Origin of the sequence: Paenibacillus dendrobii (assembly GCF_009807035.1) — a bacterium.
GTDB classification, from domain to species: domain Bacteria; phylum Bacillota; class Bacilli; order Paenibacillales; family Paenibacillaceae; genus Paenibacillus_AQ; species Paenibacillus_AQ dendrobii.
On the sequence record NZ_WUBI01000001.1, the window covers coordinates 2,841,128 to 2,863,445 of the forward strand.

Here is a 22,318-nt window from a genome sequence, read left to right on the forward strand (position 1 = left end):
TTGAACAAGCCCCCTTCTTTAGACTTTTAAAAAGGGGCTTGTTCTTTTATATCCCGATACCGGAGGTTACTACTGCTTCTACTGCTGGTCTTTAGGCTGGCGCATCGTAAGGCCGACACGCCCCTTTTTCAAATCCACGTTCAGCACCCATACGGTCACATTATCCCCGACGGATACGACATCCATCGGATGCTTCACATAACCTTCGCTGAGCTGCGAAATATGGACAAGGCCGTCGCTTTTGATGCCAATATCCACAAATGCTCCGAAATCGATGACGTTTCGCACCGTTCCTTGAAGCTCCATACCAGGCATCAGATCCTCGATCTTCAGCACGTCCGTCCGGAAAATAGGCAGCGGAAGCTCTTCACGCGGATCACGGCCCGGACGCTGCAGGCTCTCCAGAATGTCGCGCAGCGTCGGCACACCGACGTCAAGCGCCTCAGCAAGCTGCTCCACATGCTGCTGTGCCAGAAGATTGGACAGTTCATGCGTCCCCAGCTTCTCCATGCCGATCCCTAGTTCCTTGAACAAACGGTCTACGACCGCGTAGGATTCCGGGTGAATCGGTGTACGATCCAGCGGATTGTCACCTTCCGAAATGCGCAGGAAGCCGATGCACTGCTCATAGGTTTTGGCGCCGAGACGCGGCACGCTTTGCAGCTGCTTGCGGCTGCTGAATTTTCCGTTGGAATCGCGATATTTCACGATATTTTTGGCAAGTGTCGCATTAACCCCAGCCACATAAGACAGGAGGGATGGCGATGCCGTATTCACGTCCACGCCGACATGGTTCACAGCAGATTCTACGACGGCCTTCAGGCTCTCATCCAGATGTTTTTGCGATACGTCATGCTGATATTGACCGACACCGATCGCTTTTGGTTCGATCTTAACCAGCTCTGCCAGCGGGTCCTGTACCCGGCGGGCAATGGAAACCGCGCTCCGCTCCGCAACATCAAGGTCCGGGAACTCCTCCTGAGCCAGCTTGGAAGCCGAGTACACGCTCGCTCCGGCTTCATTGACGATCAGATAAGCAAGGCTCAAATCGCTCAGTTCGCCGATGACTTCTGCCACGAACTGTTCGGTCTCCCGGGAAGCCGTCCCGTTACCAATTACGATCAGCTGGATGCTGTACTTGTTAATCAGCTCTCTAAACTTCTCAGCTGCCTCTCTACGCTTGTTGTTCGGCGGAGTTGGATAGGTGACAGCCACCTCCAGCAGCTTGCCCGTATCATCCACAACAGCCAGCTTACAGCCTGTCCGGTAAGCCGGGTCAACGCCCAGGACGCATCTTCCTTTCACCGGCGGCTGCAGCAGCAGGCTTCGCAGGTTGCCGGAGAAGATGGAAATAGCCTGATTTTCGCCTTTTTCCGTGAGTTCCGCGCGGATCTCCCGTTCGATCGAAGGAGCAATCAGGCGCTTGTATGCATCTTCAATCACAGCGGTCAATATTGCCTGTACCGTGGAAGTGCCCTTAACCACCTGACGTGCCATGAAGCTGTGGATCGGATCTGCCGATACCTCAAGGCCTACCTTCAGGATATTTTCACGCTCGCCGCGATTGATGGCCAAAATCCGGTGAGGCGGCATTTTTTTGGCCAGCTCCCTGTAGCTGTAGTAGTTTTCATAGACAGATTCCTGCTCCGCGTCCTTCGCTTCGGATGTCAGCATGGCATGATCCATCGTGTAGCGTCGTACCCAGGAACGAATTGTTGCATCATCCGCCATATTTTCAGCTAAAATATCCATGGCTCCGGCGATAGCGTCATCCGTGCTTTCAACGCCTTTTTCGGCATCAACATATGTAGCGGCTTCCTGCTGAAGATCTCCCTGCTTCGGTTGTTCCATAATCCAATTCGCAAGCGGTTCAAGCCCTTTTTCCTTCGCCACACTGGCGCGGGTTTTGCGTTTTTGCCGGTAAGGACGGTATAAATCCTCCACTTCCTGCAGCTTAACTGCCTTTTCAATGGACGATTTCAGCTCTCCTGTCAGCTTCCCCTGCTCGTCAATAATCCGGATAACCTCACGTTTGCGTTCTTCCAGATTGCGGAGATAGTTCACCCGTTCCTCAATATCACGCAGCTGGTTTTCATCTAATTCCCCCGTCATTTCCTTACGGTAACGAGCAATAAACGGAATTGTGTTCCCTTCGTCCAATAGGCCCACCGTCGTGCGGATCTGCTTGAGCGAAATCTGCAATTCCTTTGCGGTTTGTTGTATGATCCGTTCCTGTTCCTTCGCCTTCTGCTCTTCCGTACTCATTTCCATAACTACCTTATCTGTCATAAAAAAATCCCTCTTTTCCCCGTATCAGTCGATTGTTATGCGTAAATAGTTCAAAATCCGGTATATTTCGTTCGTTTATTAGCGCAGTCCATTCATTTCATTTTCGTCATGTTAAATTTCTATCTCCGTTGTGTTTACTCAATTCCGGAGTTCAGGTTTAATAATAAAATAAATTTTAGATTTTATTCTAAAAAGTGAAGCATGGTTCTTGTATATTATCACAAACTTTTGGCTACATTTCCAGCGGACATCTTTGGAAGAGGCAAACAATGATGGCAGAAGCTTCTTCCATGAGCGATTTTCCCCTTCTAATGTCCCGTCATTGCAAAAAGCCCTGCCCCGGAATATCCGGAGCAAGGCTTGTATTTTACAATCTTTTTACATGATCAATCAAGGCTTTTAATGCGACGCTCTTGTCAAACGGATCAGTTCGCCGTGGAAATCTCCCCGCTTCTCTCCTACTGAAATGCCGGCATACATCAGGGCATCGCCGCTATAAATCCCTTCGCTGCCGAGGATGGAGTAATCCGCTGCCGGGTCCAGGCCCTTCAGCTTGAGACGGCTGAGCGGCGCATTCGATTCAGACAATACACGGAAATAGAATACGGCCGCTTCGCTTCCGTCCTCTGCCACGAACATCCACGCCGTCTCGTTCCCTTCAAATGGGCTCAGCAGCCGGTAATGCAGTCCAAACTGCACCAATCCGCGGATCTCCTTGTATAAAGTGACCTGCTTCTTGACGGCCTCGTTCTCTTCCTCCGAAAACCGCGTCAGATCCAGCTCATATCCGAAGTTCCCCGACATCGCTACCAGTCCGCGCGTGTCCAGCGACGTTGTGCGATTGAGCTGATGGTTGGGCACCGCGGAAACATGGGAGCCCATGGAGCTGACCGGATACACGAGGCTGGTGCCATATTGGATTCGCAGGCGGGCAATCGCATCCGTATTATCGCTTGTCCAGGTTTGAGGCATGTAATGCAGCATACCCGGATCAAAGCGTCCCCCTCCGCCAGAGCAGCTTTCAAATAAAATATGAGGAAATGAGGATGTGATCCGCTCCATGACCTCATAAAGTCCGAGCATATAGCGGTGGGCCGTTTCCCGTTGCCGCTGCGGCGGCAGCAGAGCCGATCCGATCTCGGTCATATTGCGGTTCATGTCCCATTTCACATACGTAATCGGTGCGCTGCTCAGAACATCGCTGAGCATCCGGACGATCTCATCCCTGACGTCCTGGCGCGAGAAATCCAGGATCAACTGCTGTCTGCCCTCCGTACGTCGGCGTTCCGGCACATGGAGACACCAGTCGGGATGCTTGCGGTATAGATCGCTGTCCGGCGAAACCATCTCCGGCTCGAACCATAGACCAAATTGCATACCAAGCTGATTTACTCTGTGAACCAGATCGTTCAGACCTTCCGGCATTTTGTTCAAATCGACAACCCAATCGCCAAGCGATGAATTATCGCTGTCGCGATGTCCGAACCAGCCATCGTCCAGCACGAACAGCTCGATCCCAAGCTCTTGGCCGGCTTTCGCAATGCTTTCGATTTTTTCGGCATTGAAGTTAAAATACGTTGCTTCCCAGTTGTTGACGAGCACCGGACGCTCCTTGTCGCGGAACTGCCCCCGGGCCAGCCGTTCCCGGTACAGCTTATGGTAAATACGGGACATCCCGCCAAGGCCATCCGCAGAGTATACCATCACGGTTTCCGGTGTCTGGAAGGATTCACCCGGTTCAAGCAGCCAAGTAAAATCAAAAGGGTTGATTCCGATCGAAAGCCTTGTTGTCCGGAACTGATCCACCTCTGCTTGGGCGATAAAGCTGCCGCTGTATACCAAACTAAAGCCGTAGACTTCGCCGTGGTCTTCATCCGTTCCCGGTGACAACAGCGCGGCAAAAGGATTCTGTTGGTGGCTGCTTGATCCGCGGCGGCTTTCCACAGCCTGCATGCCGTATGCAAGCGGCCTGCGCACGATATCCCGCTCACGCGTCCATGCACCGGACAACTGAAGCCATTCATAGTCCATATGAGGGAAATCGATACTGGCACTGAGTGCCTGCAAAAGTTCCACGTTCGTGTCGCTGTCATTGTTGATGCGCAGAGAACGTGTGATGGCATCATATTCTTCCAACACCGTGTAGATCAGCTCCACATGGAGCCCGGAAACCTTATCCTGCATATGCAGCACGAGGGTTTCCGCCTCACTCTCACGCTCAACGTACACAGAAGGAAGGCCATCCAGTCTCGGTTTCCCCTGCTCCATCCGGTAAGAGACATATTTAAATTCCGTTATTGTCGTGCCATTATCAAGTTTCGCCTGCAGCAGCGGATGACGATAATCGCTTGTTCCGTATACCGGCAGCTCCTGCGGAAGGGTATCCAGCGAAATGCTGCGGTCTTCGGGTACCGGATTCGGGCTGAAAGAGCAGCGTTCCTGCGTAACCAAAAGCCAGCTGAGATCTCCTGCCCGCAGCCGTTTGCCATAGTACAAATGAGCCGCGTAACCGGAAGGAAGGATTTGAAAAACGTAACTTGCACCTTTCGTTTGCAGGTGGAAAAGCTGCAGTTTAGCATCGATATGAATTCCCATATATCCCTCCGTATGCTTAAGCGGAAGTAGCCTTTCATGTTGTTATCCGGCCTTTTCCGCTCTTTATTGAATACTCTAAAGGTACATGGTTCAGTCAACGGATACAATGGACTTATGTGACATTTTTACGGAAACGAAGAGACCCGGGATGCTTCACTCAAAAAGAAAAAAGGCGTACCCGTAGGCACGCCTTTACTTCTGCACGTTCATGGTTAAAAGTCGATCAAGCTCAAACTGATTTGCAGGGAATCATCCACCTTTTTCATCGTTTCCTCGTCCAGATGGGTGATTTTGTCCGTCAGTCTTTGCTTATCAATGGTTCGGATTTGCTCCAGCAATATCACAGAGTCCCTGTCAAAACCATGCGAAGCCGCATCGATTTCCACATGCGTCGGCAGTTTGGCTTTTTGAATCTGGGCCGTAATGGCTGCCACGATTACCGTAGGACTAAAGCGATTGCCGATATCATTCTGAATAATCAGCACCGGTCTCACTCCACCTTGTTCAGAACCGACAACGGGTGAAAGATCCGCAAAAAAAACGTCGCCGCGTTTTACGATCAATGTTTACACCCCGCTCACTAAGCGGCCTAGAGTGCTGTCTGCATCTTCCTCCGCATGAAACGCTTCAGAGGCCATGGTCAAGTTGATTTTGGCCATTTCCATATAGCCGCGCTGCATAGACTCCCGGATATAACGCTTCTTCCGTTCAACCAAATACAACTTCATGGCCTGCCTGATAAGTTCACTGCGGTTGGAATTCTCCATAGCAACGATGCCATCCACTTCCTGCAAAAGATGATCCGGCAAGCTGATCATAATTCTTTTGGTATTCTGCATATTAGCCACCTTTTCTTCCACCCCCACAACCTTCACACCCTTGTGCACCAGTATAACTTTATTCAAGGAAATTTATACAAAGGAATATATATGCCGAAGGTATATCAGGTATGCTGCATTCCATTATAAACTACAGTCGGCATTTCCGTACAGACAATCTCGTCACAATTCTATATTCGAGATGCATGCAAGTTATTCCTTCTGCTCCCACGTAAAACGTCTATCGATATACTTTCACGGAAGACAGACGCGTTTACTGGCAGTTTTCCTTGCGTTATAAGGATGTGATCACATTAGCGGATCAATGGGTTGACTAAGGTAACGGGAGCCCCGTTTCTTAGATAGGAACGAGGAATCCGGGCAGCAATCATACAGATGACCTCATAGTGAATGGTACCCAGCCAGGAAGCCAGCTCATCTGCGGATATGCATGCCCCAGACTGCTGGCCGATGAGTACAACCTCTTCGCCGGCTTGAATTTCTTTTGCTTCATCAGCAAAAGATTGCAGCGATACCATACACTGGTCCATGCAAATCGTTCCGACTACGGGAACGCGGCGGCCGCGGATCAGTACCTCCGCTTTGCCGCTAAGCATTCGGGAATATCCGTCCGCATAGCCGATCGGAAGCGTGGCAATGATCTCCTCGGCATCTGTCACGTACCTTGCGCCGTAACTGACGCCCCAATGAGGCGGAAGCATTTTGACAAACGCAACCTTTGTCTTCAGCGTCAATACCGGGGTCAGCGCCACCTTTTGCCGGTTGACCTCATCCGAAGGATATAGCCCATACATGCTGATTCCAATGCGGACCATGTTGAAAGACAACTCCGGAGTGTCAATCGCGGCGGCACTGTTTCCCGTATGTATAATCGGTAGGCTTATGCCTCTTTCTTTCAGTGCGACCACTACGCTTGCAAAGCGCCGGTATTGCTCCAGTGTATAGCTCTTATCTTCTTCATCCGCCTTGGAAAAATGGGTAAACATGCCTTCTACCTCAGCCTGCGGCAATGCCATAGCCTCTTCGATAAAAGAAATGGCAGTTTCGCCGGAAAGAAGTCCCAATCTGCCCATGCCGCTGTCGATCTTGATGTGTACCTTTAATGGACGCACCAGACTCTCTGCCGGCAGAGCCTTAATGGCTTCCAGTACCTCCGGGCTGAACAATGTAACGGTTACCTGATGCTCCCAGGCTGCCTGAATGCCCTCCGGCGGTGTATACCCGAGGACCAGCACCGGCGCCTGAATGCCTGCCTGGCGAAGCTGGATCGCTTCATCCAGAAAGGCAACGCTTAAGTAGTCCGCTCCCGCCTGCTCCAGCTCCCGCGACACTTCAATAGCCCCATGTCCGTAAGCATCCGCTTTAACACAGGCCAGAAGCAGCATCTCTTCAGGGAGCGCCCGTCGGAAAGTTGTATAATTAGCACGCAAATGATCCAGATTTATTTCCGCTTGTGTAGCTCTATATTGAACTTGCATTTTTGCAGTCACCTTCTCTTACGTTTTAACACCTATATAGATTGAACTAAAGTTTGATATGGCTTATCACCTGATCACGGTCCGTTCTGTGCTCCGCAATCGTGACTTGCTTTAGTTCATTCTATATAACTCGCTCATTAATCGTAATGTTCGAGAAGGCCACTGTCAATGAACCACGGCTGGCCGGATTAAGGCTGGTTTACCGTACCACACGGCGTCAGAAGAAAAAATAGGCGGAGGCCAGCATTGTAGAGGAATCAGCTCTAACAATCCGGAAATCCGCCTACTTTGTATTATTTACCCGTTTGTTCCTGTAAAGACACGGCAATTTTCGTCATTTCGTCAACCGGAAGATTTGCGCTGGTAATGCGGAATTCGATGCCTTCATCATTCATCCAGGTCAGCGTTTTTTGCTCATCTCCCGTGAGGAGTCCCGAAGTAAATCCAAGATCAACGACCGTCCCCGATGCCAGTGATGAAACGGCCATGTCCTGTGAACGGGATTCCATGATCGTATACTGGTAAGTTCCGTCGTAACGGAGAAGGACCGTATGGGAAGCGCTGTTCTCCATTTTATTGGTATCCTTGCTATCGACGCCTTCAGGCATGTAGACCGGAACAATCATGCCGAAATCACCAAGCTCTTTCGGGGCAGCAGCCGTGCTGCCGTCCGTTTGTTGATCATCCGCAGAAATCGGGTTCCCGTTCTCATCTACCTGCATGACTGTACCCAGGGTAGGATCGCCATCGCCCTGAACCGTCATGTTGCGTTTCATATCAAAGGAATCCTTGTCGAATTTGGCATCGAACTTGAATTCGCTGAATTTCACTTCCACCATGACATGTGCTTCGCCATCTGATACCTGTACCTGTTTAGGCGCATAATTGTCCTTGCTGAGCCAAATTTTTTGGCGGACCAGAGACTGGCTGTGATAGTTGGCCGCTACGTCAAATACATAACTGTCTTTGTCAGAGGCAAACTGGCGGGTGTTGTCGCTGAGAATGCCTTGTACCAGCGTTTGATACAGATAGACCTGTCCTTGATTTTCCGGCCAATCGCTCTTGAAGCGGAAGCTTTTGTTCAAGCTTGGCGTCAAGACGAACACGCCGTCATCATTGCGGAGTACGATCTGTGTTACATCCTTTTGGGCATTGGTAAGGCTGATGCGGTAATAGGAGGGGTTTTGATACCACACCTCAATGTTATACTCCTGCGGTTTTTCTCCCGTGTAGAGAGTCATTTTCCCCGTTCCCTTATAAGATCCCTCCTTGCTTTGCAGTGTATCGGCAACATTATTCAAACCTTTGACTACGGAAGCAGCGTCTTTTTTGCCGCACCCGGCAAATACGACGGTGACGCACAAGATCATGGCGAGTACCCATGACATCCGGCGCATGACATCATCCCCTTTAGCACATGTTTTACTTGATTGATACATGTCTATGAGGGACTTGTTCACATTATGCAGACTAGCCTGACAAGCCGGGGAACGGTTGTACATTTTCCCTTCCATCATGCGTGCATTCACAATAAAAACAACTGCAATCCCCGAGACAGGGAGCAGTTGTTTCGATGACTATACGGAAGAAGAGGCGGGAACAGTATCCGGACTTACTACAGGTGAAGCAAACAAATTCTCATCTGCATCATGGGGAGTAGGGAGCTTCTTCGTTACCGGATCGAAGATCCAATAGATCCCCACCCCAAATACTACGATGCCACAGCCTGCGATTACGAGCGAGCTTGCCGCGATAACGCCCAAACTTCCGCCGATAAGGCTACCAAGGGGCATTGCGATACCGCTGAGTCCGGAGGCTGCCGCAAATACGGTGCCCAAGCTTTTTTCCGGCACGGCTTTTTGAATCACGGTATTGATAATGACATTGGTTACTCCGCCCGGAAACCAAGCCAGACCATAGACCAGAATGATGAGCCAGGTCCAATGGCTGAATATGCTGAGGCACCAAGCTGCTCCAGACAAACAAAAAGCAGCGGCAAAGAGGTGTCCGAGACGTACGCGTTCCAACTTCATATAGGGTGTAAGCATCGCGCCAAGCAAACTTCCGCAGGCCTGCGCCATGAGGAGAATACCGTATACTCCCGCCCCGCCGAGGCTTTTAGCGAAGGCCGGCATGACGGTAAAGGTGGCTCCGCCTGCCGCATTAATCAAGATGATGCCGAATAGTATCCGTGACAGCGGCGTGGCAAGAATCAGCCTTAGCCCCTCCTTCATATCGGAAAGATAGCTTTTCATAGGATTCTGGCGCGGCTTCGGTTTACTTTGTTCTTTTTCGGGTGTTGATAATATGTTGTTATCAGCATTTTGTGATGTAGTCTTCATTCGCAACTGCATGAACAAAAGCGCCCCGATGAAAAACCCCAGCGAGTTCCACAAATAGAGCGAAACCGCCCCCAACACAACAATTAATGCGCCGGAAATCGCGTTGCAGGCAACGTCGATGCCTTGGTAGGCGATCGAGAACAAGGAATTCCCCTGCGTCAGCTGATGTTTGCCCAGGATTTTGGGAAGGGCCGACATCTGGGCCGGATAGAACCACATATTAATGGTTGTCAGGATCGGCGTGATGGTAAGCACGAGTCCTACCGTCAGAAAATCAAAATAGGAGGCTACAGGTACGATCAGCAGCAGCAGAGCCTGAAACAGCTGGGTATATACCAGCAGGCCCCGCAGTGGAACACGGTCTATAAAGGGGCCGGAAAAAAGTTGAATAATTCGGGGAAGGATCGATAAAAAACCGGCAATCCCCGTATATAATGTAGATCCGCCCAGGCTGTACACCAGCCACATGGCCGCTACCGCGTACAAACTGTCACCTATATTGGTCAGAATGCGGCCGATAAACAGCAGCGTGAAATTACGGTTTTTAAAGATCTCCACGAATTAGCCCACCTATTCATTATGAATTACCAGCAATTCAACTACTGACCTAAGACACGTTTATTTGGACGCCTCAGCCGAAATCACTTTAATGCCGACCGCAAATTCCTGGGTGTTCTCTCCCTTGGATGCAATGGTAATTCCCACCCATTTCTCCAGCAACGCCTTGAAGTCAGCCTCCATTTCTTCCCGCTGCTCCGGGGATAGCTGCATTCTCAGACTCATACTCGTTCTGGTTGCTGCATCATAATCATCGGCCAGAATCGGATCCATCAGCTGCTTTCCCTTCGAGTTAAACCACTTCGCCTTCGACTTGTAGTATTTCTCCACGATGCCGCCAACCGTTCTTGTTTCCACAAGATCGATCAGACCGCCTTCATACAGCTTTTGAATGTGATAATGGGTGCTGCCCGGGGATTCCCCCAATTCATTCGCCACCTGCTTGGAGGTTCTCGCTGTGTCGATCAGTGTTTTGATGATTTTCACCCGCTGTGCGCTTCCTAACAATTTGGCCTGCTCCACTGAAATCTCAATCGATTGGGATTGATCGTTTTTCATATCCGCTACACTCCGATCCAAATTATAATTCGATCTGTTTTAATTGTTCGTACTATATTTTTTGACCGATCTAATTTTTTAGATCGTTTCTATGGCTTATCATAATCCACCATTTTCCATTTGTAAATAGGCAAAATAAAAGGTACAACCTCACAATTCTTGAGGCTGTACCCTTAAGATAATCATCCCTTTATCGTCAAACTCATGCACTTGGCTCGCAGGTCTACATGTTTCATCCTACCCGAAGGCCATCCGAAAGCTCATTGCGCGCGCCATGCGCTTGCCGCAGCAGTTCATCGGTACGTACGAAAACATAACCCTGAATGCGGGCATCCCCAAGCGCTTCCTCAAGGTCCGCGATCATTCGGCCCGGCGCATCAGGTACAGCTCCGAAAGTATCGCCGCTGTCATGCAGCACGATGATGGACCCGGGTTCAAGCCGGCTTAGAATCCTCTCTTTCAGAGGCTTCTTCTTACGTTCCTTACCCCAGTCCCGCGCCATTATCGACCAGAGCACGATATGGTATGTTTTCCGCAAGGTGAATAAATCGCCTATATTCAGAATCCCCCAGGGAGGACGGTAAAACGTTGGCCGCTCGCCGGTGATTCGTTCGATGACATCGGCGGTCCGGCCCACATGCTTCTCCCGGATATGTCTCGGACTCATGAGCCAATTGGGAAGATGGGTGTAATTGTGGATACCGATCTGATGCCCTTCAAGGTAGATGCGCTTGATCAGCTCCGGATAACGCTCTGCCTTGCTGCCGAGCACGAAGAAGGTTGCCTTGATCCCTTTTTTCTGGAGTAAATCCAGCAGTCTTGGTGTGTACAGCGGATCGGGACCATCATCAAAAGTCAAAGCGATTTGCCTGCCGGCCCGGCCGCGAACCGCAACGCCCATCCCCCAGACCCGCGTGATGACAAAGGGAATGAGCATATATATTAGAATGAATAGCACAATGAGCTTGAACAAGATACTCATGCCGCTTCGTCCTTGCTATAGCGTGCAAGCAAATTCTCTCTGCTCATCAGCAGCATTTTAGGGACCAGCTTAGGAGCATTTTGCTTCGTGCGTTCCCGGCCTACCGGATGCAGCACCCGGAGCAGAAGCCGCAAATAATAAGTGGTAAAAATCCGAAAACCCTTGGATTCCAGCGGATGTTGTTCAAAGCCAAGCCCGTGAATAATCCCCCTGTGTAACAGGGTTATTCCCGTTAGTGCCTTCACATGGGCAAGCTCAGGTTCGGTTTCCATGGCGGCGCTGATCTGCTTCATCGATCTCCGCAGCATTCTGGCGGTTAGCAGCGCGGCCCGGTCGGCCCCTACTTCCCTGGAGAGCTGCAGCACCTGGCGGTTATCCAAATGAAGCTCCCCTACCCAATCTCCGGCATGAATCCAATGCCCATCATGACACTCCAGGCCTTTTCCATGATGGCGCCGGACCACGAGCTTGCAAATGCCATATTTTTTCACGGATGCGCTCCGCAGTTTGGTAATCTGGTCGAATACCGTTTCCCAGGCCATCCATACCGACTGTGCACTTGCTTTAGAAATGGAAGCTAACATATTCAATGTTGGTCACGTCTTTCTTTCCATATTTGGTCTTCTGCAGTAGACCAGCCTTTTTACCTGCAAGATTTTGGCTTCTATTCCGTTAGACGTCAGAAAACCAGAAATCCATGCCAACATTGTAAAAAATGAACCTATCTTTTCTCTTTCTACTTTCTTACGATTTTCTTAATTCAAAAGAATTGAAATAGCCGCCCTCCTGCAAGCAGGCTTGGCGGCACAGATGAATAAGGTTATGCATGGGACATGCGCGGCATCGGCATCGGTTCCTTGCCCAGCTCCGCCCAAATGTATTTCATGAGCAGCTCCATTTTCAGAGATTGAAATTCTTCCCGGTCCCATAGATTATGAATCTCCTGCGGATCTTCTTCCAGATCGAAGAATTCGCCGTAATCTTGATTGTAATAGACCGTGATTTTATAGCGCTGGCCCACATAGGTTTTCTGATGGATCGTGGTCGGCTCATGCCGGAATTCGCATATCGCGTGATCGCGTGCAGCCGTTTCCGGTTTCAGCCATACCGCCGATTGATCTACACCGGTCATCGCATGCGGAGGCCTGATCCCTGCGAAATGCAGAAAAGTCGGTGCCAAATCTACCAGAGACTGAATGGAATCAGACACCGCACCTGCGGGCGCATGCCCAGGGTATCGCACGATAAAAGGCAGCCGCAGCAAATCTTCGTAATGAAAACCACCCTTGTACATCATGCCGTGCTGGCCGAATAAATGCCCATGATCGGTCGTAAAGACGACAATCGTATTGTCCGCAATCCCCAGCTCGTCGAGCTTGTTCAGAATCCGGCCGATGGCTTCATCCATGTAGCTGACCATTCCATAATAGGTGGCCACCGCTTTGCGGTGCTCCTCTTCCGACATCCCCACATGAGAGTGATAGCCATGAATGCCGTAACCTGTTTCCTTATACTCCGAAAAGTCCGGGCTTACCTGTTGAGTCATTTGAAAATGCGGCGGATTATGGTCATGCTCACCTGGAATCACCTGCGGCACCGTCAATTGATCAGGATCATACATGCTTGACCATGGCTCAGGCACCAGGTAAGGCGGATGCGGATCGGGAAAGCTGGCCCAAAGCATAAACGGCTCTTCGTTCTCGCTGTACGCCTCCATCAGCTGGTTGGAACGTTCCGCAATCCACGTGTTGTAGTGAAATGCTTCCGGGATCGGCCAGGAAAACCGGATCGATTCATCCATCGTGCCCGTTGGAGCCGAATAATAATCACGCCAGTTAGAGCAGCCCTTCTCCTCCATCCACAGCGCATAATGCTGGCCTACCAAATATTCGTTGGCATGATTGCGCAGCAGTTCAATATGTTCGAAGCCGTAAAAGGGACCGTTAAACCCTCGCCAAAATTCAAAATCATGAAGCTTATCGCGTCCTTCTAGCGATGTATAAGGATCTTCCGTTAATATAGGCTGAAAATGCGCCTTACCCACGAGTGCCGTCCGGTATCCTTCCTCCTGCAGCAAAGCTCCGACGGTAGTCTCCTCTTCCGGAAGTTTAGTCCCCAAGGTCCATGCTCCATGCTGGCTCGGATATTTGCCGGTAATGATGGAGGAACGCGAAGGCGTGCAGGTCGGATTCGGGCAGTATGCTCTCGTATAGGTCGTACCTTCCCTCACCAAGCGGTCGAGATGAGGTGTAGATATTTCCGGATTAAAGGCACCGATGGTGTTCCAGTGCTGCTGATCGCTTGTAATCAGTAAAATATTCGGCTTTGGCATGTCATTTCATCCTTTGCTGAGGTTGTTTCTACCATCTTAGCTGCCGTCTGGCTGAATCAACAATGACCGGGAGTTGCATATCTTTAACATTTTGTCAGGATGTATGGTACAATTCAGGCAAATTCATGTACAATGAAAGGGGATACATCCCTTGCTGGAACGGGCTGTAGAATACTACCACGTTACCCATTTCAACCCTGATGAATATGATAAGAACGGTGGTCTTTGGACCATCCATGCAGGCATGAATGAAGCCAAGCCCGACTATCATGCAGGCCCCCGCATGGTGCCGTACTACAGTTTGCATTTTGTAAAGTCTGGAGCGGTAGAGCTGAGTGACGGACAACAGACCGTTATTCTCAATAAGGGTGATGTCTTCTGTCTCTTCCCGGAACGTACTTATACCTACCGTATATACAAGCATCCGGACGAATTGCGCATGGGCTGGGTCGCTTTTCAAGGCATGCAGGCCGATTCCATTCTAAGCTCCATCCCGCTAAGCCCATCCTTGCCTTATGTACGCCAAAAGGTTACGCGAGAGTTCCTGCTCGCCTACGAGCAGCTATTGCACGCCGGAACCGGCAGCTCCATGCATGATCGGCTGAACCGGTCCATCATGCTCTATCGGCTGTTAAGCCAGCTGCTTCCTGCCGAACTGGAGATCGGCATCCCGACCAGACCCGACCAATGGATCGAAGACAGCAAAAACTACATGGATACCCATTATACCGAGGATATTACCGTCCAACACGCGGCTGAATACGTGGGCGTGCACCGCTCCTATTTTTCCAAAATGTTCACGGAACGCGTCGGCACAACGCCGACCCAGTATCTGAAGCGGCTGAAAATGGACAAAGCGCTGCTCATGCTGAAGCAGGGCCACTCCGTGCTAGAAACGGCGCTAAGCCTGGGGTACTCGGATACCGCCTCATTTTCGCGGGCGTTTCACCGCTATTTCGGTTCTGCGCCGACCCGATACTATAAATCGGAACCTCACTAGACCCATCGAAGGAGCTTTGCAGAAATGACGATTCTACTGATCCTCCTGATGTCGGCCATGATTATCATGTTTATCGCCAAGGCCCGCAACCCGTCCGTATACTGGATGTCCATCATATTGCTCGGATGGTTTCTCAGCATGTCCGGACTTGTCCTGTTCATCGCTAAATATGGCGGATTCTACTACCGGGTCAATATCGTGCTTTTCTTCAATGATACGATCCGCAACATGCTGCTTCATTCCCCGATCAGCATCGATGGCGTCAGCCGTATGATTACGATCGGAAGATCGCTCTTCATCTTCGGCTTTATCGGCCTGTCTTTGTCTCTCTTCTACAATAATCAGATGAAGCACCGGGTTCTCGTGCTGTCGCTTCATGCGATTTTACCTCTGCTTAATATCATTTTTTACGATCCGGTCATCTATAAGCCCATGCTGAGCCTGCTCAGTCCCAAAAGTACTTACGTCATCAGCTTTATTACCCGCGGATGGCTTGTCGTCTCTGCGCTCTACGCTACGTCGCTCATCGTCTACTATTATTCCCATGTCACGATCCCCTGGCTGAAAAGGCAGATCAAACATATTCTGTACGGCGTGTTTGCCCTTGTGCTGTTTTATTTTTACCTCGGATTCATGGGCCCGATGCAGGTGACGGATGTCCGCACCTACTATGTTCTGTATTCCGATTTCTCCAACTTCAACCCGCCGCTGACGTTGTTCGAATGGTACCTCGGCATAGGGATTACGGGAATTCTGTCCAGCATCAGCCTTTTTTCCATCTGGCGTTATACGGATATCGAGAAAAAAATGGGCCAGGAAACCCTGCTGCTCGAGCGCAAGCTGAAAACAGCCGATATGGGCATTAAAGTATTTACCCATGGGATCAAAAATCAGCTGCTTATCATACAGGTGCTCCTGAACCAGGCCAAGCAAAATCGTCCCGCCGATGATCCGGACCATGGCAAGGAGCCGCTGGACAAGGCTAATATCGTCGTCCATGAAACGCTTGAACGGCTGGATCAGCTGTACCGTTCGATTAAAACGACCCATCTGCAGCTCCGCTCAGTATCCGTCAGCGAGCTTATCGAGAACGTGCTGGGCAGGTTTAATACCTCTTCAAGGACGCTTGATGTCCGTACCCGGTTGGAGGAGGTCGATGGCATTACCGTTCTCGCCGATCAAGCCCATTTGTCCGAGGCTATATACAATATCCTGACGAATGCGGCGGAAGCCATCCCCGAGGAAAAGCGCGGCACGATCCAAATTACGTCGTATCCCGAAGGCAATTTCAATATTATCAGCATCACAGATAACGGTTGCGGCATGGAGAAGGAACAACTGCAAGCGATATTCGATCCGTTTGTCACCAGCAAAAATACAACCCGCAACTGGGGTGTCGGTCTATCTTATGCCAAGCAAATCGTGCACGGCCACGACGGGCGCATCCATGTGGAGAGCAAGCCGGGCCTCGGAAGCACCTTTCAAATCGTTCTGCCAATCTATCGGAAACATACAGCGTAAGGGAGGAACTTACATGATGAGCAAAGCGCCCATTCGGGTCATCGTTGCCGAGGACTTAGACGTACTGCGTGAACATTTCTGCTCCATTCTAAGCAAACACGAGGACATCTTCGTCGCCGGAGCCGCCTCTAGCGGTAAGATGGCCCTGCAGCTGATGCGAACCACCGGCGGGGATGTCGTGCTGATGGATATCGAGATGGACGCCAAGCATGACGGCATCATTCACGCGCAGCATATTTTGGAAGAGTTCCCGGAGACCCGGATCGTATTTCTGACCGTGCACGAGGATGACGAAACGATCTTCAGCGCCTTCGAGACCGGTGCCGTGGATTACGTACTCAAAACCCGTCCCGAACAAGAAATCGTCCAGCGGGTGCGCAGCGCTTACGAAGGCATGTCTCAGATGCATCCGGAAATCGCGAATAAAATCAAAAGCGAATTCACCCGTATCCGCAAAAACCAGGAGAATTTGTTCCAGGCGACCATGATCCTGTCCCAGCTGACGCCAAGCGAGCTCGAAATCATCCATTTGCTCTACAACGACTATAAAATCTCCGAGATTGCCAAGCAGCGCCAGGTGGAGATCTCAACCATCAAATCGCAAATCAATGTCATTCTGAAAAAATTCAATAAAAAACGGAGCAAGGAGGTCATCTCCCTGCTCCGCGAGCTCAACATCATTCATTTGATCCATAAAGTGCGGGGTGGCCTTTAGTTACCACCGGCTGCCTCTTGCGCTTTCACAAACGGCTCCGTTGCGATAAATTTGTCTCCGGGCACCACCTCAGCCATTTTGCCGTTCGTCACGAACATTTTCTCCAAATTCTCGAACCATTTCACGCTTGTGCCATCTTTCATGTAGCCTGCAATTTTGGAGGATTCAATCCACTCCATCGTTTCGTATTGCTCTTTCAGGGAATCCTCCGGAACCTGCGTATACTTAGAAGTCAAGGAGATGGTTTCATCCACGTTCTTGATTTTGTAGTCATTGGCTTTAACCCACGCCTCCAGGAACTGCTGCACAACCTCCGGCTTCTCCTCCAGGAACTTCGGGTTCACAACCCAGCTCGCCGGGAACACATAATCCGGATAGAACGTACGGTTGTCTCCAAGCTTCACGATGTTTTCCGTACCCAGCTGCTTCTCGATTTCCTTGGTATATGGCGACCAGATCGCCACCGCATCCACTTTGTTGGCTACGAAAGCGGACACTGCGCCTGCTACATCAATGTTAACGATATTTACGTCCGATGGCTTCAATCCGCCCTTTTCCAAGCCAAGATTCAATATCATTTCACCGGAGGTTCCTTTCGGTACGCCGATCGTTTTGCCTTTCAGATCCTTCCATTCCTGAATGCCGGACTTCTTCGTTGCATACACCATATCTCCAAAGCCCAAGCTGGCCAGTGCGATGATTTTCCCTTGGCCTTGAGCGGCCAGGAAGGTTGCCCCCGGTCCAATATAGGCAATATCCAGATCTCCTGAAGCCATGGCCTGGAACTCCGGCGGGCCGCTTAAGAATTTGACGGCATTGACGTTCAGCCCTGCATCTTTGAAGAAGCCTTTTTCATCCGCGACCACAATCGGTGCCGCGCCGTTCAAATCGGGAATGTAGCCGACGTTAATTTTCACGGGCGACTTCGAAGCATCGGCTTTGGTTTCTTTCGCAGCATCCTGCCCGGTTGAACCTTCGGGTTCCGCAGTTTGGCCGCCGGATCCGCAGGCGCTCACCATGAGCGTCAAGCACATGAGTGCAGATAAGAGAAGCGAAGCACGAAAGCTTTTTTTGGTATTTGTTTTCATAAATAACCATTTCCCCCTTAATTGTTCTGCCATCCTGCTTCGGCCGTGCTTGCCATGAGATGAACTCGAGGTGGCCCGGCTTCAGAACATGCACGGCAAACGACGTTTTTTATCTTTGCACTTCCAGATACTCCTTATAGACCTTCGCCCAAATCTCATTTTTAATCTCAATGAACCTCGGGTCCATCTTTGTCGTTTGATCCCTTGGATACGGAATATCCACATCGATGATTTCCTTGATTCTCCCCGGTCTTGCGCTCATGATCACGACGCGCTGCCCCAGAATAACAGCCTCCTCCACATCGTGGGTGATAAAGAAGCAGGTCTTTTTCTCCGTTTGCCAGGTTTTCAGCAGATCTTCCTGCAGCTGTGCCCGCGTCTGGGCATCGAGCGCTCCGAATGGTTCATCCATCAGCAGCACCTCCGGCTGGACCGCATAGGCACGTGCAATCGCGACCCGCTGCTTCATCCCGCCCGACAACTCCTTGGGATACGCATGGGCAAAGTCCTTCAAGTTTACGTACTCCAGATACTGTTCTGCCTTTTCACGCCGTTCGGCTTTGCTGTATCCGCGCAGCTTCAGGCCGAACTCGATGTTTTTAATAACTGTTTTCCAAGGGAACAAGGCATACTGCTGAAACACGACCCCGCGTTCTTTTCCCGGTCCGGTTACGACTTTCCCATCCAATTCCACCTTGCCGGAGGTCGCCTGCTCCAGCCCTGCAATGATATTCAGCAGCGTTGTTTTGCCGCAACCGCTTGGGCCAACCACACTGATGAATTCGTTGGGCATAATATCGAGATTCGCGTCGTTCAAAGCGATGACCTCGCCGCCGCGAACCTGATACGTCTTGCGGAGATTCTCGATTCTGATCTTGGGCTGCTCCAATGTTGGCGCTGCCGGGGTTAAGAGTTGCGCAGTTCCTGCCATCCTGTCAGTCTCCTTTCGAGATAGAGTACGCCCTTGTCCATTGCAAGTCCGATGACACCGATGACGAAAATCCCCATAATGACAAGGTCCATCCGGAAGTATAGACTGGCTTCCATAACCATGTTGCCGAGCCCCTTGTTGGCACCGGTCATCTCAGCGGCGACAAGCGTCGTCCATGCGCTGGCAAGGCCTAGACGTACACCGACCAGAATGTAAGGGAAAGATGCCGGAACAACGACTTCGAAGAAGATATGCCGATCATTTGCTCCGAGCACTCGCGCGGCTTTGATGAGTGTCGGGTCCACGTTCCGCACGCCCTGGAAGATCGAAATGACCATGACCAGGAAGGTCGCGATGAAAATGACGGAGATCTTCGCCGACTCCCCGATTCCTTGGGATACGATGACAAGCGGAATCAATGCGATCGGCGGAATAGTGCGAAAAAACTGGATCCAAGGCTCAATAACCGCCCGAATATTCGCATACCAGCCCATCACGAACGCGACGGGAATGGCTACGACCAGTCCTAATGCGAAGCCCCCAAGGACGCGCAGCATACTGGCGGATATATTCGACCAGAGACTTCCTGCTTTCGCCTCAGCGAAAAGCGTCTTCGCGATACGGATTGGATCGGTAACGATAGCGCCAACGCTCGGTATTTTCGATACAGCATACCATATCAATATCCCGCAAATGACCGAGAGCGGCGTAATGAGTCGTGCAGATACGCGGCTTGCATTCATGTTGATACCCCTCCTCTTGTTCATGCTGCTTTAGAATTCATACGCGGGTTTCATACCCTCATCCGCCCTGCGGCTGAGGAGCTTCCCTGCGGCTTCCTCATACCCTTTGCTGCGCAGCCGGTTTACCCAATCGTCTTCCGTCAGGTACTTATAAGGACCTGTCTCAATGACCTTTTGCATCGGGTCGGCCTTGTATCCAGGCTTGTTCATTTGCTCCTGCAGCCATGCCGCGATCCTCTGCTCCATCAGATTTACAACCTCCGGATGCTCTCCGGCTACATTCCGTGTCTGATGCGGGTCCTGCTCCATATCGTACAAGATCACTTCCTCGAAATCGTAAAGTCCCTGGTGGTACGTCCTTAAAAAGAACCATTTGTGGTCCCTGACCGAACGCTGACAAGTATAAAGGGCATGCTCCATGACCAGATAATCGCGCCCGCTCATATCCTCGCCTTTCAATGCCTGCAAATAAGATTTTCCATCCCAGCCGCTTGGAACGGGCAAGCCGGCCATATCGGTGATCGTTGCAATGGCATCGACATTATAGAGAAAGCCGTCATACGTTCCGCCTGCCTTCGCCATCCCCGGCGCTTTGATGATCAGCGGAATGTGATGCACCGCTTCGGTCGCGCACGGATGCTCCACGTAGATGCCCTGTTCGCCCATGGATTCCGCATGATCTGCACTCACGACGATGCAAACTTCATCTTCAATGCCAAGTTCTCTTAGCGTGTCGAGCAATTCTCCGACAAACGAATCCATATAGGATACCGCTCCGTCGTAGCCGTCGATCAAATGCTTGAAATCGGCACGGCTTCGGATCGCTCCCGGCATCGTTTCCGGATAGTTGTCTCCCCAATGCAAGAAGGATGCCGAGCGGGGGAATGTATTTGGCTGCTGCGCGGCAATTTGCGATTCATCCGGGAAAACTGCTACCGGTGAATCCTGCCACTGTTCCATATAACGCTTTGGATACGTATAGAAGCTGTGCGGGTCCCAGTACTGGATGTGCAGGAAATAATTATCCTCTTTGCCGTGGGCTTTGAGCCAAGGAATTACGGCAGCATTCACTTCGTCCGCATTCTCATTGCCTTCCTTAAGCGTATGGGTATGTACCTCGCTCCAACCGGCGAAATACCACCAGGCATGATGGCGGTCTCCGAACGTGGAGAAGGTAACCGTCTTCATCCCTGCCTTACGCAGGTAACGCGTGAAGAAAGGAATACGCTCGCTGTGTCCGTCGCCTTCCGGATATTGAAAATCACAGCCCGGTCCCCAGTGGGTGAGTGCCCCGTGATTGACGCCAAATCGTCCGGACATAAAACTTGCTCGCGAAGGTACGCACGGGGAGGATACGGTATAGCAGCTGTCGAAGCGCATGCCTTCGGCTGCAATTCGGTCCAGGTTCGGTGTCGTCTGGCGGTGATAACCATAGCAACTCATATGGTCCGGGCGCAGCGAGTCGATGTCCAGATAGATCATTCTCATGCATATCAAGTCCTTTGCTTCAGTTTGTATAACATGTCGTGTAAGTTGTTGTATCCGCTTTCATGAATTAAGTATAATTTTGATTTCTTAAATGCATAAGGTTGAACTTTTTTACAACTTTTTTGCGCGTTTTCCGCATTCCCCAGTTCATTTCACTTTGTCTTGACAAAATAAATTAACAGAAGTAAATTTATTTACATAAGTTAATGATTGGAGATTTAGTGGATGAACATCAATGAAATTCCTCTGCGTGAATTGAAAAAAGCCAAAACGAAAATCGCCTTGTACGAAGCGGGCCTATCCTTCACCGCGGACCGCATGTTCAAGGACGTGCTGCTGGACGACATTTGCCGGACGGCCGGCATATCCCGCGTGACTTTTTTCAAATTTTTCGGCAAGAAAGAAGATTTGCTCGTCTATTACATGCGGGTATGGCTGACCCGGCGGATTATCGAGATCGGAGAAAACGGTCTGCGCGGGTTCGATGCAATGCGGCTTATTCTGCGGCAAATTGCTGACGACACGCGTACGAACGAAGGCATCATGCCCAGCCTCATCGCTTTTTTGTCCGAAATGAACATGCACTGCAGCATGCCGGTGCTAAGCGAAGCCGAGGTGATGCTCTTGTTTCCCGGCCAAGAGAGGGACGGTTCTAAGAGCCCCGACATGTTCGCCTTGTTCAGCCAGTGTATGGAGGAAGCGCAGGAGGATGGTCGGTTAAAGGACGGCATTCCGGTCGACGCCGCTGTTCCGTTCCTGATCAGCACGTTTTACGGCGGTTTCCTCACCTCTCGTCTGTACGGATCGAAAGACGTCATGGCTTTTTACGAAACCCATCTGAAACTGATTGAAAAATAAC

The 22,318-nt window shown here is 50.7% G+C and carries 19 protein-coding genes; 4 read left to right on the forward strand and 15 right to left on the reverse strand.

The features are described 5' to 3' along the window. Positions 1–78: 78 nt before the first annotated feature. From GRF59_RS12500 to GRF59_RS12550, 11 genes are all read right to left on the reverse strand, one after another. On the reverse strand, positions 79–2,265 hold the full coding sequence (locus GRF59_RS12500; RefSeq protein WP_423802954.1) for a Tex family protein: 2,187 nt from the start codon (positions 2,263–2,265) through the stop codon (positions 79–81). Positions 2,266–2,688: 423 nt separating this feature from the next. Next, a complete protein-coding gene (locus GRF59_RS12505; protein ID WP_160497855.1) occupies positions 2,689–4,884 on the reverse strand; it encodes an alpha-galactosidase in 2,196 nt (731 codons plus the stop codon). Between the two features lie 212 nt (positions 4,885–5,096). Then, a complete protein-coding gene (locus GRF59_RS12510; RefSeq protein WP_127606057.1) occupies positions 5,097–5,447 on the reverse strand; it encodes a type II toxin-antitoxin system PemK/MazF family toxin in 351 nt (116 codons plus the stop codon). 3 nt (positions 5,448–5,450) lie between these two features. Further along, entirely contained in the window at positions 5,451–5,732 is a 282-nt protein-coding gene (locus GRF59_RS12515) for a ribbon-helix-helix protein, CopG family (protein ID WP_160498260.1), read from the reverse strand. A gap of 284 nt (positions 5,733–6,016) precedes the next feature. Then, on the reverse strand, positions 6,017–7,201 hold the full coding sequence (gene alr / locus GRF59_RS12520) for an alanine racemase (RefSeq protein ID WP_160497856.1): 1,185 nt from the start codon (positions 7,199–7,201) through the stop codon (positions 6,017–6,019). A gap of 293 nt (positions 7,202–7,494) precedes the next feature. Next, positions 7,495–8,598 (reverse strand): DUF4367 domain-containing protein, encoded by a 1,104-nt coding sequence (locus tag GRF59_RS12525; RefSeq protein ID WP_160497857.1) that lies wholly within the window; start codon positions 8,596–8,598, stop codon positions 7,495–7,497. Positions 8,599–8,778: 180 nt separating this feature from the next. After that, positions 8,779–10,101, reverse strand: coding sequence for an MFS transporter (locus tag GRF59_RS12530; RefSeq protein ID WP_160497858.1), 1,323 nt, complete (start codon positions 10,099–10,101; stop codon positions 8,779–8,781). Positions 10,102–10,161: 60 nt separating this feature from the next. Further along, a complete protein-coding gene (locus tag GRF59_RS12535; RefSeq protein ID WP_160497859.1) occupies positions 10,162–10,659 on the reverse strand; it encodes a winged helix-turn-helix domain-containing protein in 498 nt (165 codons plus the stop codon). 232 nt (positions 10,660–10,891) lie between these two features. Then, positions 10,892–11,641: a polysaccharide deacetylase family protein gene (locus GRF59_RS12540; protein ID WP_160497860.1), complete on the reverse strand. Its 750-nt coding sequence runs from the start codon at positions 11,639–11,641 to the stop codon at positions 10,892–10,894. Continuing rightward, complete coding sequence (locus GRF59_RS12545; protein ID WP_202128675.1) at positions 11,638–12,225, reverse strand: YkoP family protein; 588 nt, start codon at positions 12,223–12,225, stop codon at positions 11,638–11,640. Before GRF59_RS12545 ends, GRF59_RS12540 begins: the two co-directional genes overlap by 4 nt. Before the next feature lie 236 nt (positions 12,226–12,461). Next, positions 12,462–13,973: a sulfatase family protein gene (locus tag GRF59_RS12550; protein WP_160497862.1), complete on the reverse strand. Its 1,512-nt coding sequence runs from the start codon at positions 13,971–13,973 to the stop codon at positions 12,462–12,464. A 151-nt stretch (positions 13,974–14,124) separates the two neighbouring features. Here GRF59_RS12550 and GRF59_RS12555 point away from each other — a divergent pair, with 151 nt between their 5' ends. Genes GRF59_RS12555 through GRF59_RS12565 form a run of 3 tightly spaced genes read left to right on the forward strand, consistent with a single transcriptional unit; the run spans position 14,125 to position 17,209 of the window. Beyond that, positions 14,125–14,973, forward strand: coding sequence for an AraC family transcriptional regulator (locus GRF59_RS12555; RefSeq protein WP_160497863.1), 849 nt, complete (start codon positions 14,125–14,127; stop codon positions 14,971–14,973). Between the two features lie 24 nt (positions 14,974–14,997). Then, complete coding sequence (locus GRF59_RS12560; RefSeq protein ID WP_160497864.1) at positions 14,998–16,494, forward strand: sensor histidine kinase; 1,497 nt, start codon at positions 14,998–15,000, stop codon at positions 16,492–16,494. Between the two features lie 13 nt (positions 16,495–16,507). Next, positions 16,508–17,209 (forward strand): response regulator transcription factor, encoded by a 702-nt coding sequence (locus GRF59_RS12565; RefSeq protein WP_160497865.1) that lies wholly within the window; start codon positions 16,508–16,510, stop codon positions 17,207–17,209. Here the strand turns inward: GRF59_RS12565 and GRF59_RS12570 are convergent. The 4 genes from GRF59_RS12570 to GRF59_RS12585 all read right to left on the reverse strand — a co-directional run bounded on the left by GRF59_RS12570 (position 17,206) and on the right by GRF59_RS12585 (position 21,459). Continuing rightward, positions 17,206–18,297 carry an aliphatic sulfonate ABC transporter substrate-binding protein gene (locus GRF59_RS12570; protein ID WP_160497866.1) on the reverse strand — a complete coding sequence of 364 codons (1,092 nt, stop codon included), beginning with the start codon at positions 18,295–18,297 and terminating at the stop codon, positions 17,206–17,208. The two genes, GRF59_RS12565 and GRF59_RS12570, sit on opposite strands and share 4 nt — an antisense overlap. Positions 18,298–18,406: 109 nt before the next feature. Next, positions 18,407–19,228, reverse strand: a complete 822-nt coding sequence (locus GRF59_RS12575; RefSeq protein ID WP_160497867.1) for an ABC transporter ATP-binding protein — start codon at positions 19,226–19,228, stop codon at positions 18,407–18,409. Beyond that, positions 19,204–19,971 (reverse strand): ABC transporter permease, encoded by a 768-nt coding sequence (locus GRF59_RS12580; protein ID WP_160497868.1) that lies wholly within the window; start codon positions 19,969–19,971, stop codon positions 19,204–19,206. The genes GRF59_RS12575 and GRF59_RS12580 overlap by 25 nt, the downstream gene beginning before the upstream one ends. 30 nt (positions 19,972–20,001) lie before the next feature. Next, positions 20,002–21,459 carry a sulfatase family protein gene (locus GRF59_RS12585; protein ID WP_160497869.1) on the reverse strand — a complete coding sequence of 486 codons (1,458 nt, stop codon included), beginning with the start codon at positions 21,457–21,459 and terminating at the stop codon, positions 20,002–20,004. A gap of 225 nt (positions 21,460–21,684) precedes the next feature. Here GRF59_RS12585 and GRF59_RS12590 point away from each other — a divergent pair, with 225 nt between their 5' ends. Continuing rightward, a complete protein-coding gene (locus GRF59_RS12590; protein ID WP_160497870.1) occupies positions 21,685–22,317 on the forward strand; it encodes a TetR/AcrR family transcriptional regulator in 633 nt (210 codons plus the stop codon). The last annotated feature ends 1 nt before the right edge of the window (position 22,318 follow it).